This window comes from Rhodococcus sp. NPDC003383 (assembly GCF_053589115.1).
The window spans coordinates 51,002-65,947 of record NZ_JBSFRG010000011.1; the positions used below are offsets into that span (position 1 = coordinate 51,002).

Here is a 14,946-nt window from a genome sequence, read left to right on the forward strand (position 1 = left end):
CCGTTTCCGGCTCGATTCGTCCTGTTCGGGACACGATCCTGCCACGACCGTCCGACCTTCGTCCGCTGCGCACGGCGAACCCGTACGGGTCGTGTTCAGGAGTGGACGGTGTCACTCGTCCCATGCGGATGCCAGCAGTGCCCGCGTGTCGCGCAGCAACTGCACCATCACCTTCGATCCTCCCAGGACCGTGATGAAGTTGGCGTCGCCGCCCCACCGCGGAACCACGTGCAGGTGCAGGTGCTCCGAAAGCGAACCTCCTGCTGCCGCACCGAGATTGAGACCGACATTGAAGCCGTGGGGCCGCGACACCCGCTTGATGACCCTCACCGCGCGCTGCGCGAACGCCATCAGTTCGGTGCTCTCCTCGAAGGTCAGGTCCTCGAGGTTCGCCACCCGCCGGTACGGCACCACCATCAGATGGCCCGGGTTGTACGGGTACAGGTTGAGCACCGCGTAGACGAACTCTCCGCGCGCGACGACGAGTCCCTCCTCGTCCGTCATCTTCGGGATGTCGGTGAACGGCTCGTACGGGCCGTCCTCCGCCCGCGGGGACTCGGTGATGTACGACATGCGGTGCGGCGACCACAACCGCTGCAGATGGTCGGCTTCGCCGACACCCCGGTCGACGAGGGCTTCGGTCTCGGCGGGGCCGCAGCCCCGGTCGCCGGTCACGACCCGAGCTCCGCGCCCTCGGGCGCGATGAGCGCGGCGGTCGGGGAGGCGTTCTCGCGGCGCCGGACCCAGTCGGCGACGATGCGCACGGCCTCGGCCACCGGCACGCCGTTGACCTGGGTGCCGTCGCGGAAGCGGAAGCTCACCGCACCGGCCTCGACGTCCCGCTCGCCGGCGAGCAGCATGAACGGGACCTTCTGGGTGGTGTGGTTGCGGATCTTCTTCTGCATGCGGTCGTCGCTGAGGTCGACCTCGGCGCGGATGCCTTCGGCCTTCAGCTGCTGCGCGACGTCGAGCAGGTGATCGGCGAAGTTCTCGGCGACCGGGATGCCGACGACCTGCACCGGCGACAGCCAGGCCGGGAACGCGCCCGCGTAGTGCTCGGTGAGCACACCGAAGAACCGCTCGATCGAACCGAACAGCGCGCGGTGGATCATCACCGGGCGGTGCTTGGCGCCGTCCTGGCCTGTGTACTCGAGCTCGAACCGCTCGGGCAGGTTGAAGTCGAGCTGGATCGTCGACATCTGCCAGTTGCGCCCGAGGGCGTCGTTGACCTGGACGGAGATCTTCGGACCGTAGAACGCGGCGCCGCCCGGGTCCGGCACGAGATGCAGACCGGAGGCTTCGGCGACCTCACGCAGTGTCTCGGTGGCCGTCTCCCACAGTTCGTCGCTGCCGACGAACTTCTTCGGGTTCTTCGTGGACAGCTCCAGGTAGTAGTCGTCGAGACCGTAGTCCTTGAGCAGGTCCAGGATGAAGTTGAGGACGCTGGTGAGCTCGTCGCGCATCTGCTCCGGGGTGCAGAAGATGTGCGCGTCGTCCTGCGTCATGCCGCGCACGCGGGTCAGTCCGTGGACGACGCCGGACTTCTCGTAGCGGTAGACGGAACCGAACTCGAACATGCGCAACGGCAGTTCGCGGTAGGAACGCCCGCGCGACCGGAAGATCAGGTCGTGCATCGGGCAGTTCATGGGCTTGAGGTAGTAGTCCTGCCCCGGCTTGCGGACGGTCCCGTCCTCGTTCAGTTCCTCGTCGATGTGCATCGCGGGGAACATGCCGTCGCGGTACCAGTCGAGGTGACCGGACACCTCGTAGAGGTGGCCCTTGGTGATGTGCGGCGAGTACACGAACTCGTAACCGGCTTCGACGTGCCGCCGGCGCGAGTAGTTCTCCATCTCCTGACGAATGATGCCGCCCTTGGGATGAAACACGGGCAGGCCGGAACCGAGCTCGTCGGGGAACGAGAACAGGTCGAGTTCGTTGCCGAGCTTGCGGTGGTCCCGACGTTCGGCCTCGGCGAGGAGCTCGAGGTGCTTGTCCAGCGCCTCGGCGGACTCCCACGCGGTGCCGTAGACACGCTGCAGACCGGCGTTGTCCTGGTCACCGCGCCAGTACGCGGCGGAGCTGCGGGTCAGCTTGAACGCGGGGATGAACTTGGTGGTCGGGACGTGCGGTCCGCGGCACAGGTCCTTCCACACGAGCTCGCCGGTGCGCGGGTTGAGGTTGTCGTAGATGGTCAGCTCTTTGCCGCCGACCTCCATGATCTCGGGGTCGTCGATGCCCGACTTGTCGTCGATCAGCTCGAGCTTGAACGGCTCGTTCTTCAGCTCCTCGCGGGCGTCCTCGAGGTTCTCGACGACCCGGCGGGAGAAGCGCTGCGCGTCCTTGACGATCTTCTTCATGCGCTTCTCGAGCTTCGCGAGGTCCTCCGGGGTGAAGGGGCGCTCGACCTGGAAGTCGTAGTAGAAGCCGTCCTTGATGGGCGGGCCGATGCCGAGCTTGGCCTCGGGGAACTCCTGCTGCACGGCCTGGGCCAGCACGTGCGCGGCGGAGTGCCGGATGACGCTGCGTCCGTCCTCGGTGTCGGCGGCGACCGCCTCGACCTCGACGTCCTCCTCGGGCGTCCACGCCAGGTCGCGGAGGGCACCCTCCGGGTCGCGGACGACGACGATCGTCTCGGGTCCCTTGACGGGCAGCCCGGCGTCACGCACGGCGGCACCGGCAGTGGTTCCCGCGGGCACCCGGACGAGCGTGGCTGGTTTCGCGGATGCGGGCGTGGTCACTGTGGTGAACTCCTCCGGCTCGATGCCTGACGATGGACGGTGGCCGGCCGCGCAGAGGCGCGCGTCGGCAACCTCCCCATGCTATCGGCACGCCCCGGTCCCGCCGCTATCGGCACGGCGCGGTCGCGCCGTCGCCGCCCCGTTGTGCCGGATCGAGGACCGATCGCGATCGCGACGGCCGGGTCAGAGCTCGTTCAGTCCGCTCAGGACCCGCCGGAGGAGTTCCGCGCCGGGACCGACCCGGTCGACCGTCCGGTGCACGGTGAGTTCCCCCGAGGCCGCCAGATCGCCGACGAGCACCCGCGCGACACCGAGGGGAATCCCGGCGAGCGCGGCGACCTCCATGATCGAGCGTGGCTGCGAGCAGAGTCCCAGCACGATGCGGTGCTCGTCGAGACTCGGCATCACCCCGGTGTTCTCGGACGTCGCCACCATCGCGGATGTCGAAACCAGCGCTTCGAGCGGAAGATCCACTTCGGCCCGGGTGCGCCCCTGGCTGCGCACGAACGGGCGCACGAACGACGGCGCTTCCTGATCCATGTTCTTGTCCCCCACGAAAGTCTCGGACATCCTGGGCTGCACTGCCCCCACCGCGTCCACAGGATGCCTTCCGGCGGCGGCGTCCGCTACCGGATCCTCGTCGATGTATGACACGTCGTCATCCATCTCCGAGGCAGTTGTGGCGGCGTGTTTCGGAATGTACCTCCGCCGCCGCGCGGCAGTGCCGAATCGGGCGCCCGTCATCCCCACGGCCGGCCATTGATTGTCGGCGACACTCATCTCAGCCCCATCCTCCTTGCGGTGAGATCGATCCTGCCATCAGTCACACCATCTGGTGAGGTTGCGCAGGTCACACCTGCCACGACAGCCCCGCCGTTCCCATCGAACCCGTCCGGACAACGGCCGTCGAGGGCATGCACGGGGCGGGGCGCATACGAAAAGAGCACCCCATCGGGGTGCTCTCGTGATCGGGCGATTGTTGTGGTCCCGGCTGGGATCGAACCAGCGACCTCCCCGGTGTGAACGGGACGCTCTTCCACTGAGCCACGGGACCGCGCCGCTTCGCAGCGGCTCGAACGAGATGGAACACTAACACGACTACCGGATGAAGACGAATCGCCAGGTCAGACGCGATTCCGAAGGGAAGACACGACCCCGATGGGAGCCCCGGGCCCGGCCGACACCCGGAAACGGTCCCGCACACGTGCGCGCGTGCGTGCTCGTCCCCTTCGCCGGCGACGGGCACCGAGGGCCGGCGCCCGGCACACCGTCCGCGGTCCGTTCCGGCCCGGCTCCTCGGCCCGTCTCGACCCGTTCCGGCCCGCCCACCGCCGACGGACGGTCCACCGATGCGGCGAGGGCACCGGTTCACCGAGTCATATATGCCGGTTCACCTGCGGATTTGTGTGTTTCGTCGATGGTCGGCTAATGTTCTCAACCGCACCACGGAGAGCACAACGCCGAACGGTGCGAATGCGGATGTAGCGCAGCTGGTAGCGCATCACCTTGCCAAGGTGAGGGTCGCGGGTTCGAATCCCGTCATCCGCTCGAGAGGTTGGACTCGACCTTTTACGGTGGAGTGGCCGAGTGGTGAGGCAACGGCCTGCAAAGCCGTGCACACGGGTTCGATTCCCGTCTCCACCTCGCGCGATTAGCTCAGCGGGAGAGCGCTTCCCTGACACGGAAGAGGTCACTGGTTCAATCCCAGTATCGCGCACCACGATCGACCTGCACGTGGGTCGATCGGTTCGAAAATCACGTGCAATGCGGATGTAGCGCAGCTGGTAGCGCATCACCTTGCCAAGGTGAGGGTCGCGGGTTCGAATCCCGTCATCCGCTCCACAACCGGCGTTTCGAGCCGGCGCGATTAGCTCAGCGGGAGAGCGCTTCCCTGACACGGAAGAGGTCACTGGTTCAATCCCAGTATCGCGCACCAGAATACGAGGAAGACCCCCTTCATCCGAAGGGGGTCTTCCTCGTTCTGTGTCCGTTCGTCGGTCTGCGTCGGGTCGTTCCGTTCCCGGGAGCGGCATTCAGATGCCGAGCGCCGAACGGCCTCGCACGATCGCTCGTGCGAGGCCGTCCCGGCTTCGATGGATCGAGCTTCGGTGGATCAGCGCGTGCCGTACAGCCGGTTGATTCCCGCGATCATCGCCCGCAGCGTCGACTCCGCGGCCGTGCCGCCCAGTCCCATCACCCAGCAGCTGCTCTCGTCGTCGGACTCGCACAGCAGGAACGTCGCGTGGGTGTCCCCCATGTCCTGGCGGTGGAACGAACGGATTTCGAGGCGGAAACCGAGCTCGTGGATCATGCCGGTCATCGCGGACACCGGGCCGGTCGCGACGGAGGCGGTGCTGCGCTCCGTCCCGTCGAGCTCGAAGGTCGCCTCGTAGGCGCACAGTCCCCCGGTCAACACGGTGGTGTTCCAGGCGCGAAGTTCCAGCGGCCCGCCCTGCGGGGCGTAGTTCGCCGCGAATTCGGTCCAGGACATGCCGGCGGCTTCGGCGCGGAGCGCGAGCGGCAGGGCACGGCCGTAGCGGGCGGCGAACGGGTCGAGCGAGGTGAGCCGATCGGTCTCGGTGCAGGAGGCGAAGGGACGCGCAGCGGCGATACGACGATCGGGAGCGAAGGAGGTGAAGGCGTTCATCGGAGGAGGTCTTCCACGAGAAGGGAGGACCGACAGGTAGCTCAACGACCCGCAGCGAGGGGTCGGTCCGAATCAGACCCCGCTACGGCGGTGAACTACGAGTACGCGCTTCATGACAGGCCACAGTAAAGGGTGAAAGTCCGAAAGGCAACCTTTGCACCGTCGATACGTGATCGAAACGTGACCGCGGAAAGTGGAACCTGAGGAACCCCTCATGTATCGTCAGTGGTGCCATCCCCCCCGATGGTAGATGAACCCCAGCCATGACCCCCCATCCAAGGCTGGGGTTCAGCCATTTCCGGGGGCAGGCTCGATGCCCCGCCCACCTGCGCGTGGGCCGGGTGGTCTACTGGAACCTATGTCCACGCCTTCAGTCGAAGAGTCCGCCGTCTCCGTCGCACAGGCCGGGATCTGGGACACCGAAACGCTCGCCGACGTCGCCGCCACCACGTTTCCGCTCGCGTGCCCTCCCGGATCGAACCGGGACGACATCGACGAGTTCATCGCCCAGACCCTCTCGGCGGAACGGTTCGGCGAGTACCTGACCGATCCGACCCGGATCGTGCTGAAGGCGAGCATCGGCGGCGAGATCGTCGGTTACCTGATGGCGATCGACGCACCGCCGGCCGACCCCGACATCGCGGCGATGATCACGGCGACCCCGGCCGTGGAGATCAGCAAGCTGTACGTGCTGCCGGGCCGTCACGGCACCGGCGTGTCGGCGGCGCTCATGGCCGCGATCGTGGAGCGCGCCGCGGCGGCCGGGCGTGCGGGACTGTGGCTCGGGGTGAACCAGGAGAACGAACGCGCCCAGGCCTTCTACCTCAAGCAGGGCTTCCGGACGGTGGGCACGCGCACGTTCCTGGTGGGTTCGCAGACCCACCAGGACTACGTCATGCAGCGCGAACTGTGAGAGGCGCCTGAGGCATACCCCCTGAGGCATACCCCTCAGCTGGCGGCGACCTCGAAGCGCGACAGCGCCAGCAGACGCGAGGTCGCGCGAAGGTACTTCTTGCGGTAGCCGCCGGCCAGCATCTCCGGCGTGAAGATCTCGTCGAGCTTGGCACCGGCCACGGTCACCGGGATGCTCGCGTCGTACAGCCGGTCGGCGAGCACCACCAGACGCAGTGCGACGGACTGGTCCTCGGCCGGGTGCACCCCGTTGAGGAAGACGGCCGACACGCCCTCGATGAGCTTGCCGTAACGCGACGGATGCAGCGTGCTCAGGTGCGCGCACAGCTCGTCGAAGTCGTCGAGCGTGGAGCCGGGGATCTGCTCGGCGCGTTCGATCAGTTCCTCCGCCGAGATCGGGTCCGGCGCCGGCGGCAGGTCGCGGTGCCGGTAGTCCGGGCCGTCGACGCGCAGCGTCTCGAAGATCGAGGCGAGCTTCTTGATCTCGCGGAGGAAGTCCTGTGCCGCGAACCGGCCCTCACCGAGCTGGCCGGGAAGCGTGTTGGAGGTCGCCACGATCGACACGCCGCGCGCGGACAGCTCGGTCAGCAGACGCGACACCAGCATCGTGTCGCCCGGATCGTCGAGCTCGAACTCGTCGATGCAGAGCACGCTATGGGTGGAGAGCTCCTCGACCGCCTTGTTGAAGCCGAGCGCGCCGACCACGTGCGTGAGCTCGACGAACGTGCCGAACGCCTTGGGCGAGGGCGCGCTGTGGAAGATCGACGCGAGCAGGTGGGTCTTGCCGACACCGAACCCGCCGTCGAGGTACAGCCCGGCGCCGGTGGACGGCGCCTTGCGACCGAACAGACCGCGCTTGCCGCCGCGGATCTTGCCGATCTTGCCGACGAACGCCTCGGCAGCGCGGACCGCGGCGGCCTGGCTCGGCTGGTTCGGATCGGGGATGTACGACGCGAAGCTCACCTCGTCGAACATCGCGGGCGGCACGAGCTGTGCAACCAGTTGTTCGGCCGGCACCACGGGACTGCGATCGACGAGACGTTCTTGCATTCCTCCAGGGTAGAGGCGTGTGGTGAGGCCATACGTACACCAGCGGCGGATTGCGACCTACTTCACATCGGCGTCACCCGATCTTCACCTCGCGTGAGTGCACGCGTCACACGCCCGCGTACGCTGCGCGCGTGGACCGGTGCACACCCGGATCCCGGCGACCTGGCAGGCTGTCGGCATGCGCAGAACCGGTGTGTTCGCGGTCTCCCTCGTCGCGCTCGCGGCGACGGTCACCGCCTGCGGGACAGGGCCCTCGGCCAGGCCCGACGTCGCGGTGGTTCGGGACGTCGGTGACGGGGCCGTCCCTGCCCCCGAACAGGACGAGGCCACCGAGCCGGGGCTGCCCGTGCCCGAGGAGGACCTGGCGTGGCGCGACTGCACCGCCGACACCGTCGCGGCGCAGAAACTGCCCGCCGGTCCGACCGGGCTGGTCCTCGAATGCTCGGAGATCACCGCACCCATCGACGAGGCCGGGACGGTGCCGGGAACGTTCCCGCTCGGGGTATCGCGGGCACGCCTGCCGCAGACCCCGACCGACGTCGCGCCGCTCGTGCTCACCACGGGAACGGACATGCCGTCCGGCACCGCACTCGCCGCCCTCGCCACCGGACCGATGTCCGGTGTGCTCGCCACACGACCGATCGTCGCGGTCGACCGGCGCGGGATCGGACCGTCACAGCCCATCGACTGCATCTATCCCGCCGACCTCCGTGCGCTCGGCGATCTCGGCCAGTTCGGCCGCAGCGGCGACGGACCGAGCCGCGTCGCGGAGCTGAGCCGCGAGATCACCATCACATGCACCGACTACCTGCAACCGCAGGAGCTGATGTTCGGGGCCGCACATGCCGCCGACGACCTGGACCAGCTGCGCCTGGCCTGGAACGTGGAGCGGATCGGACTGCTCGGCATCGGGAACGGCGCCACCGTCGCGCTGGCGTACGCCGCCGAGTACCCGACGCACGTGGGCCGGCTGATCCTCGACTCCCCCGCCGCCGCAACCGCCGACGCCGAGCTTCTCGCGGAGAGCCGGGCGCGCGGCGCCGAAGCCGCGGTCGACGCGTTCGCCCGCCAGTGCGTGGCGCTGAAGTGCTCGCTCGGCACCACGCCGCGGGCGGTCCTCGAGGACCTGCACGCGAAGGCCGCGAACGGGGAACTGGCACCGCTGTCGTCGAACGCGATGCTCACCGCCGTGACCGGGTTCCTCGGCAGCCCCCGCGGCGACCTGCAGGCCCGCGTCCGCGAACTGTCCGATGCGCTGGCCGCCGCGCGCGACGGTGATGTGATGCCGCTGCTCGAACTCGTCGACCCCGCAGAGGCGCAGCTGAGCTCGGCCGGCCAGTTCGTGTCCCGGTGCAGCGACAAGCAGCGGCAGCCCACGCCCACCCGCGCCCTGGAGCTGCAGCGCACGTGGGGAGCGAGCTACCCGCTGTTCGGCGCGGACACCGCGACCGGACTGACGGCCTGTTCCGCATGGCCGAGCATGCCGGCGCCGCCGCTGCCGGATGCGGTGGACGTGCCCGTGCTGGTCCTCGGGTCCGCCGCCGACCCCGTCGTCGGCAACGGCGGGCTCGAATCCGTCACCGGCGCACTGACCGCGGTGGGCGCCCGATGGGCGGTGGTGTCGTGGCAGGGCGCCGGCTATGCGGCGGCCCTGCACTCGACGTGCGCGCAGGCCCGGGTCGCGGCATATCTCGAGACCGGAGAACTACCGCCGAACGGCAGCCTGTGTCCCGCCTGAGCGCAGCGTCGTGCCGGGGCGGGTGGATCACCGATCGGCGGCTCCGGTGTACCGTGCCGTAGTGTTCCTCAGTCGTCTCGAGCCCCGCACCGCCCGCACCACCGTGGAGGTGGTCAAGTGCGTTGTGTGGCCGTTGGCCCTGCTCACGGTGCTGCACCGCGTGGTGATCAAAGCCGTCAACGGCTTCCGGACCGACGACTTCACACCCGTGTACAACGCGGCGCTGGCGTTCCTCAATCGGCAGCCCGTCTACACCGCGAACTTCCGGTGGGTCGATCCGCACTACCTGTATCCGCCGTCGGGCACTCTGCTGATCTCACCGATCGCAGTGATCGACCCCGAACGCTCCCGCTGGTTGTTCATTCTCGCCAACGCGATCGCGATCCTGATCGCGCTGTACCTGCTGCTGCGCATGTTCGGCTACGGTCTCGATTCCGTGATCGCGCCGATCCTCGTGCTCGGGGCGTTCAGCTCCGAAACGGTGACGAACACGCTGGTGTTCACCAACATCAACGGTCTCGTGCTGCTCGGGGAGATCGCGTTCCTGACGTTGCTGCTCGCGCGTCGCGACCTGTGGGCCGGCGTCGCGATCGGGTTGACGTTCGCGGTCAAACCGATCCTCGCTCCCCTGCTGTTCCTGCCCCTGGTCCGTGGCCAGTGGAAGGTGTTCGTCACGGCGGTGGCGGTGCCGGTCGCGCTGATGGCGATCGCCTGGCCGCTCTCCGTCGACCCGTGGCAGTTCGTCGAACACACGACGCCCTACCTGCTCGAGGCCCGTGACTACTTCAACAGCGCAATCGTCGGAAACGGCATGTACTACGGCCTGCCGAGCTGGCTGATCCTGGGGCTTCGCGTCGTGCTCATGGCGATGGTGCTGGTGGCGCTGTGGTTGCTGTACCGCTACTGCCGCCACGACGAGCTGTTCTTCGTCGGCACCGCGACCGGCCTGCTGCTCACCGCCTCGTTCCTGCTCGGCTCGCTGGGCCAGATGTACTACTCGATGATGCTGTTCCCGCTGCTGATGACGGTGGTGCTGCCGAACTCGGTGATGCGCAACTGGCCGGCGTGGCTGGCCGTCTACGGCTTCCTCAGCTACGACAGCTGGCTGTCGGGCCGCTGGCCGGAGATGGGCCGCGCCGCCGAGTACATGAAGACGACGTTCGGGTGGTCGTTGCTGATCATCGTCGTGTTCGCGGTGCTGCTCGACCGGTACCTCGCCGCGCGTCGTGAGGGACGCCTGGATTCGGGCATCGAACCGGCATTCCTGTTGCCGAAGAAACCCGTCGCCGTCCCCGACGAACCGGAGGAACCCGAGGAGCGCATGGCCGCACAGGCCGTCCGCGACTAGCCTCGGCATCATGACTTCCACGCCCCGCCCGGAACCCGCACCGAAGGTCGAACGCAGCGACGAGGAATGGCGGGAGCTGTTGACTCCCGAGGAGTTCGCGGTGTTGCGCCGGGCGGGCACGGAACGCCCGTTCGTCGGCGAGTACACCGACACCGAGACCGAGGGTGTCTACGAGTGCCGCGCCTGCGGCGCGGAGTTGTTCCGCAGCAGCGAGAAGTTCCATTCGCACTGCGGGTGGCCGTCGTTCTACGATCCGGCCGATTCGGACGCGGTGATCCTGCGGCCCGACGATTCGCTGGGGATGCGCCGGGTGGAGGTGCTCTGCGCGTCGTGCCACAGCCATCTCGGGCACGTGTTCGAGGGCGAGGGTTATCCGACACCGACCGATCAGCGGTACTGCATCAACTCGATCAGCCTGCGCCTGGTCCCGGCGAACTGAGCCGCTCCGGCTGCGGGACCGGTCCGCAGCCGGGAGGATGTCGAGGCATGAGTGAGCACATCCTCGGCAGGCCGAAGGTCAAGGTGACGATCGTCGGGGCGGGCACCGTGGGGACCGCGATCGCGTATGCGTGCCTCATCCGGGGTTCGGCCGAGGCGCTGGCGTTGTACGACACGAATCCCGACAAGGTCCGGGCCGAGGTCCTCGACCTGAATCACGGCACCCAGTTCGCGCCACCGTGCCGGATCGAGGGCGGTGACGATCTCGCCGTCACCACAGGATCGGACATGATCGTGGTGACCGCCGGTGCCAAGCAGAAGCCCGGGCAGTCGCGGCTCGACCTCGCCGCGGCGAACGTGGCGCTGGTGCAGGTCCTGACGCCCGCGTTGCTCGAGCAGTCCCCGGACGCGGTGGTGCTGTTCGTCAGCAATCCCGTCGACGTCGTCACGCACGCCGCGATCGTCGCGACCGACGCCCCGCCCGGCCGCATCTTCGGTTCGGGGACCGTGCTCGATTCGGGACGCCTGCGTTTCCTGATCGCCGAGCGCGCCGGGGTCGCCGTGGAGAACGTGCACGCCGTAGTGGTCGGTGAACACGGCGACTCGGAGATCACGCTGTGGTCGGGGGCGACGATCGGCGGCGTCGCAGCAGCGAAGTTCGTGGCCGGCGACGGCACCTCCGCGCCCCTGTTCGACGCGGCGGCGCGCGCCGACATCTCCGCCCGGGTGGTGCACAGCGCATACGAGATCATCCGGGGCAAGGGCGCGACCAATCTGGCGATCGGGTTGTCCACGGCCCGGATCATCGAGGCGGTGCTGCGCGATCAGCACCGGGTGCTGCCGGTGTCGACCCTCCAGAGCGGTCCCGAGGATCTGTCCGGGGTGTGCCTGTCGCTGCCGACCGTCGTCGACAGCCGCGGGGCGGCCCAGGTGCTCGACGTGGCGATGTCCGACGAGGAGCGCGAGGGCCTGCGCGCCTCGGCCCGCACGCTGCGGGAGGTGCAGGCGACCCTCGAACGCTGAGAGCCCCGACGGGTCAGCGGGCGCGGACCACGGGCGGGTCGTACGCGCGGATCGGCGGCAGTTCGCCGTCGAATCGTTCGATCTCGACCAGCACGTGCTGCCCGGTGCAGCCGCGCGCCAGCGACGACGTGCCGATGTCGGGGGTCAGCACGTTCGGGTTGCCGTGCACGCACATCGAGTTCGGGTCCGACGGGTCGAGCGGGTCGTACCAGGCGCCCGTGGACAACTGCACGACGTCCGGCCGCAGCCCGTCGTCGAGCACCACACCGGCCAGGCACGCGCCGCGGTCGTTGAACACCCGCACGATGTCCCCGGCGTCGAGGCCGCGCGCCGCGGCCGCCTCGGGGTGCATGTGTAGAGGTTCGCGTCCGTGGATCTTCGAAGCCTGGCTGGTGGCGCCGTGGTCGAGCTGACTGTGCAACCGGGTGCGCGGCTGGTTCGCGATCAGATGCAGCGGGAACTGCTGCGCGCGGGCGCCGCCGAGCCATTCCTCCGGCTCGTACCAGGTGGGGTGTCCGGCGCAGTCGTCGTAGCCGAATCCGTCGATGTCGGCCGAGAAGATCTCGATGCGCCCGCTGGGGGTGCGGAGCGGATACGTGTCCGGATCCTCACGGAAGTCCTGGAACAACGTCAGGTCGTCCTCCGTGCGCATCCGCACGTGACCGCGATGCCAGAACTCCTCGAACTCGGGTGCCTCTCCCCCGTCGGCGAGGACGAATCCGCGCCACTGCTCGTAGAGGTGCTCGATCCACTGCCGTGCGGTGCGGTTCTCCGTGAACTGCGGTCCGAATCCCAGCCGGTGCGCGAGCGCGGCGAACGTGTCGTAGTCGTCGCGGGCCTGCGCGTAGCGGGGCGTCGCGGCCTGCATCGCCACCAGCAGCGGATCGTTGCGGGTGCACGAGAGATCCTCGCGTTCGAACGACGTGGTGGACGGCACGACGATGTCGGCGTGCTTGGCCATCGGCGTCCAGTACGGATCGTGCACGACGATCGTGTCGGGCCGTGCCAGCGCCCGCTTCAGCCGGCCGAGATCCTGGTGGTGGTGGAACGGGTTGCCGCCGGCCCAGTACACGAGCCGGATGTCGGGGAAGGTGCGGCGCCGTCCGTCGAAGTCGTACTGCTCCCCCGGCCGCAGCAGCAGGTCGGAGATCGCGGCGACCGGGATCGCCTCGTCGACCGGGTTCTGTCCCTGGAACAGCGTCGGCAGCGGATACGGCACCGGCGCGAGCCCGGGTTCGTTCATCGATCCGTATCCGTGCCCGAATCCCCCGCCCGGCACGCCGATCTGGCCGAGCATCGCGGCGAGCGTCACCCCGGCCCAGGGGGCCTGCTCGCCGTGGCGGACCCGCTGCAGCGACCACGTGACGGTGACCAGGGTCCGCCCGGCGGCCATGCGGCGGGCGAGGTCGGTGAGGGTTGCGGCGGGCAGGCCGGACAGGTCCGCCGCCCACTGCGGGGTCTTCGGGATGCCGTCGGTGCGCCCGAGCAGGTAGTCCTCGAACTTGTCGTAGCCGGTGCAGTAGCGGTCGAGGAACGCGCGGTCGGCGAGGTCCTCGGTGGCGAGCACGTACGCGAGGGCCAGCATGATCGCGACGTCGGTGCCGGGGCGCGGGGCCAGTCGTTCGGCGTCGCCGTGCAGGTCGTCGCGCAGCGGGCTGATCGACACGATGCGCCCGCCCCGGGCGCGCAACCGGTCGAGGGCGTCGCGGGTCGGATGGTTGCTGGTGCCCCCGTCGTTGACCGCGGTGTTCTTCAGCGGCACCCCGCCGAAACACACCATCAGGTCCGTCTCGCGGGCAATGACGTCCCAGTTGGTGGAGCGTGCGAACAGCTTCCAGTGCGTGCCCACGACCCGCGGCATGATCACGCCGGTGGCGCCGAGCGAATAACTGTGCACCGAGCGCGTGTAGCCGCCGAGCATCTTCAGGAACCGGTGGACCTGGCTCTGCGCGTGATGGAACCGGCCGGGCGACGACCACCCGTAGGAACCGCCGAAGATCGCACGGTTGCCGTGGGTGTCGACGACGCGGCGCAGTTCCCCGGCGAGCAGTCCGGTCAGTTCGTCCCACGACACGGCGACGAATTCGTCGCTGCCGCGGGCGCTGCTCGGCCCCGGTCCGTTCTCGAGCCAGCCGCGCCGCACGGCGGGACCGGTGATGCGGGACCGGTGCCGCACCGAGCCGGGCAGGTTGCCGAGAATCGCCGACGGGTCGGCGTCACCCGGGTACGGGTGCACGGCGGTGACCTCACCGTTCGCGGCTTCGGCCTCGTACATGCCCCAGTGGGACATGTGCGAGTACCGCCGCGGAGGCCTGCTGTGATTCGATTCGGCTTCCTGCTCCGGCATCCGCATCAGGGCAGCGCGTTGATCAGCCGGTCCGCGTCGACGCGGGGGCCGCTGAAGAACGGGGTCTCCAGACGCACGTGGTAACGGGCCTCGGTCGCGCGCAGATCGCGCATGAGGTCGACGATGCGGTCGAGTTCCGGAGCCTCGAAGGCGAGGATCCACTCGTAGTCACCGAGCGCGAACGCCGGGACCGTGTTCGCGCGCACATCCGGGTAGCCGCGGCCGGCCTTGCCGTGCTCGGCGAGGATGCGGCGACGGTCCTCGTCGGGCAGCAGGTACCAGTCGTACGACCGCACGAACGGGTACACGCAGATGTAGTTGCCGGGATCCTCGCCCGCGATGAACGACGGAACGTGGCTCTTGTTGAACTCCGCGGGGCGGTGCAGCGCCGTGTTCGACCACACCGGGTTGCTGGCGCGGCCGAGGATCGTGGTGCGGCGGAAGTCCGCGTAGAACTTCTGCAGATCCTCGATGCGCTCGGCGTGCGTCCAGAACATGAAGTCCGCGTCGGCGCGCATGCCGGCGATGTCGTAGATGCCGCGAACGACGACGTCGGTGTTCTCGTACGAGGCGAGGAACTTCTGCAGATCCTCGAGTGCCTCGGCGCGGTCGTCGCCCAGAACCCCGGGACGCACCTGGAACACCGACCACATCGCGTAACGCAGGGTCGAATTGAGCTTGTCGAAATCGAGACGTGCCATGTTC

General features: G+C 68.6%; 12 protein-coding genes and 6 tRNA genes. 10 read left to right on the forward strand and 8 right to left on the reverse strand.

Annotation, left to right across the window (positions count from 1 at the left end):
• Positions 1-111: 111 nt before the first annotated feature.
• From ACWDTS_RS12160 to ACWDTS_RS12175, 4 genes are all read right to left on the reverse strand, one after another.
• A complete protein-coding gene (locus ACWDTS_RS12160) occupies positions 112-675 on the reverse strand; it encodes an HIT family protein (protein WP_248676667.1) in 564 nt (187 codons plus the stop codon).
• Positions 672-2,738 (reverse strand): threonine--tRNA ligase, encoded by a 2,067-nt coding sequence (gene thrS, locus ACWDTS_RS12165; RefSeq protein WP_197252522.1) that lies wholly within the window; start codon positions 2,736-2,738, stop codon positions 672-674. The genes ACWDTS_RS12160 and thrS overlap by 4 nt, the downstream gene beginning before the upstream one ends.
• A gap of 183 nt (positions 2,739-2,921) precedes the next feature.
• Entirely contained in the window at positions 2,922-3,392 is a 471-nt protein-coding gene (locus tag ACWDTS_RS12170; RefSeq protein WP_450109157.1) for a DUF742 domain-containing protein, read from the reverse strand.
• 328 nt (positions 3,393-3,720) lie between these two features.
• Positions 3,721-3,792, reverse strand: a tRNA-Val gene (locus ACWDTS_RS12175).
• A 421-nt stretch (positions 3,793-4,213) separates the two neighbouring features.
• Between ACWDTS_RS12175 and ACWDTS_RS12180 the strand changes: the two genes are divergently transcribed.
• The 5 genes from ACWDTS_RS12180 (at position 4,214) to ACWDTS_RS12200 (ending at position 4,674) form a co-directional block, all read left to right on the forward strand.
• Positions 4,214-4,286: transfer RNA gene (locus ACWDTS_RS12180), tRNA-Gly, on the forward strand.
• Positions 4,287-4,311: 25 nt separating this feature from the next.
• Positions 4,312-4,382: transfer RNA gene (locus ACWDTS_RS12185), tRNA-Cys, on the forward strand.
• A 1-nt stretch (position 4,383) separates the two neighbouring features.
• Positions 4,384-4,458, forward strand: a tRNA-Val gene (locus ACWDTS_RS12190).
• Positions 4,459-4,504: 46 nt separating this feature from the next.
• Positions 4,505-4,580: transfer RNA gene (locus ACWDTS_RS12195), tRNA-Gly, on the forward strand.
• A 19-nt stretch (positions 4,581-4,599) separates the two neighbouring features.
• Positions 4,600-4,674: transfer RNA gene (locus ACWDTS_RS12200), tRNA-Val, on the forward strand.
• A 177-nt stretch (positions 4,675-4,851) separates the two neighbouring features.
• Here the strand turns inward: ACWDTS_RS12200 and ACWDTS_RS12205 are convergent.
• Positions 4,852-5,385 carry a 2-isopropylmalate synthase gene (locus ACWDTS_RS12205; protein ID WP_450109155.1) on the reverse strand — a complete coding sequence of 178 codons (534 nt, stop codon included), beginning with the start codon at positions 5,383-5,385 and terminating at the stop codon, positions 4,852-4,854.
• A gap of 358 nt (positions 5,386-5,743) precedes the next feature.
• Between ACWDTS_RS12205 and ACWDTS_RS12210 the strand changes: the two genes are divergently transcribed.
• Entirely contained in the window at positions 5,744-6,298 is a 555-nt protein-coding gene (locus ACWDTS_RS12210; RefSeq protein WP_450109154.1) for a GNAT family N-acetyltransferase, read from the forward strand.
• A gap of 35 nt (positions 6,299-6,333) precedes the next feature.
• On the opposite strand, the gene zapE is transcribed toward ACWDTS_RS12210, so the two are convergent.
• Entirely contained in the window at positions 6,334-7,347 is a 1,014-nt protein-coding gene (gene zapE, locus ACWDTS_RS12215; RefSeq protein ID WP_248675144.1) for a cell division protein ZapE, read from the reverse strand.
• 178 nt (positions 7,348-7,525) lie between these two features.
• Here zapE and ACWDTS_RS12220 point away from each other — a divergent pair, with 178 nt between their 5' ends.
• The 4 genes from ACWDTS_RS12220 (at position 7,526) to ACWDTS_RS12235 (ending at position 11,894) form a co-directional block, all read left to right on the forward strand.
• The gene (locus tag ACWDTS_RS12220) at positions 7,526-9,085 is read left to right on the forward strand and encodes an alpha/beta hydrolase (protein WP_450109153.1); all 1,560 of its coding nucleotides are present in this window, start codon (positions 7,526-7,528) and stop codon (positions 9,083-9,085) included.
• A 61-nt stretch (positions 9,086-9,146) separates the two neighbouring features.
• A complete protein-coding gene (locus ACWDTS_RS12225; protein ID WP_450118262.1) occupies positions 9,147-10,433 on the forward strand; it encodes a glycosyltransferase family 87 protein in 1,287 nt (428 codons plus the stop codon).
• 10 nt (positions 10,434-10,443) lie between these two features.
• A complete protein-coding gene (gene msrB, locus ACWDTS_RS12230) occupies positions 10,444-10,872 on the forward strand; it encodes a peptide-methionine (R)-S-oxide reductase MsrB (RefSeq protein WP_450109151.1) in 429 nt (142 codons plus the stop codon).
• A 47-nt stretch (positions 10,873-10,919) separates the two neighbouring features.
• Positions 10,920-11,894, forward strand: a complete 975-nt coding sequence (locus tag ACWDTS_RS12235; protein ID WP_450109150.1) for an L-lactate dehydrogenase — start codon at positions 10,920-10,922, stop codon at positions 11,892-11,894.
• A 13-nt stretch (positions 11,895-11,907) separates the two neighbouring features.
• Here the strand turns inward: ACWDTS_RS12235 and ACWDTS_RS12240 are convergent, their stop codons facing one another.
• Complete coding sequence (locus ACWDTS_RS12240) at positions 11,908-14,184, reverse strand: molybdopterin-dependent oxidoreductase (RefSeq protein WP_450109204.1); 2,277 nt, start codon at positions 14,182-14,184, stop codon at positions 11,908-11,910.
• Between the two features lie 62 nt (positions 14,185-14,246).
• Positions 14,247-14,942, reverse strand: a complete 696-nt coding sequence (gene hemQ, locus ACWDTS_RS12245) for a hydrogen peroxide-dependent heme synthase (protein ID WP_248675140.1) — start codon at positions 14,940-14,942, stop codon at positions 14,247-14,249.
• Between the last annotated feature and the right edge of the window lie 4 nt (positions 14,943-14,946).

What these genes read in the sequence shown, in the direction of transcription:
- ACWDTS_RS12240 (WP_450109204.1), bottom strand. Translation starts at nt 14,184, where the DNA reads ATGTCCCACTGGGGCATGTACGAGGCCGAAGCCGCGAACGGTGAGGTC.
- msrB (WP_450109151.1), top strand. Translation starts at nt 10,444, where the DNA reads ATGACTTCCACGCCCCGCCCGGAACCCGCACCGAAGGTCGAACGCAGC.
- ACWDTS_RS12220 (WP_450109153.1), top strand. Translation starts at nt 7,526, where the DNA reads ATGCGCAGAACCGGTGTGTTCGCGGTCTCCCTCGTCGCGCTCGCGGCG.
- ACWDTS_RS12210 (WP_450109154.1), top strand. Translation starts at nt 5,744, where the DNA reads ATGTCCACGCCTTCAGTCGAAGAGTCCGCCGTCTCCGTCGCACAGGCC.
- zapE (WP_248675144.1), bottom strand. Translation starts at nt 7,347, where the DNA reads ATGCAAGAACGTCTCGTCGATCGCAGTCCCGTGGTGCCGGCCGAACAA.
- ACWDTS_RS12205 (WP_450109155.1), bottom strand. Translation starts at nt 5,385, where the DNA reads ATGAACGCCTTCACCTCCTTCGCTCCCGATCGTCGTATCGCCGCTGCG.
- ACWDTS_RS12235 (WP_450109150.1), top strand. Translation starts at nt 10,920, where the DNA reads ATGAGTGAGCACATCCTCGGCAGGCCGAAGGTCAAGGTGACGATCGTC.
- hemQ (WP_248675140.1), bottom strand. Translation starts at nt 14,942, where the DNA reads ATGGCACGTCTCGATTTCGACAAGCTCAATTCGACCCTGCGTTACGCG.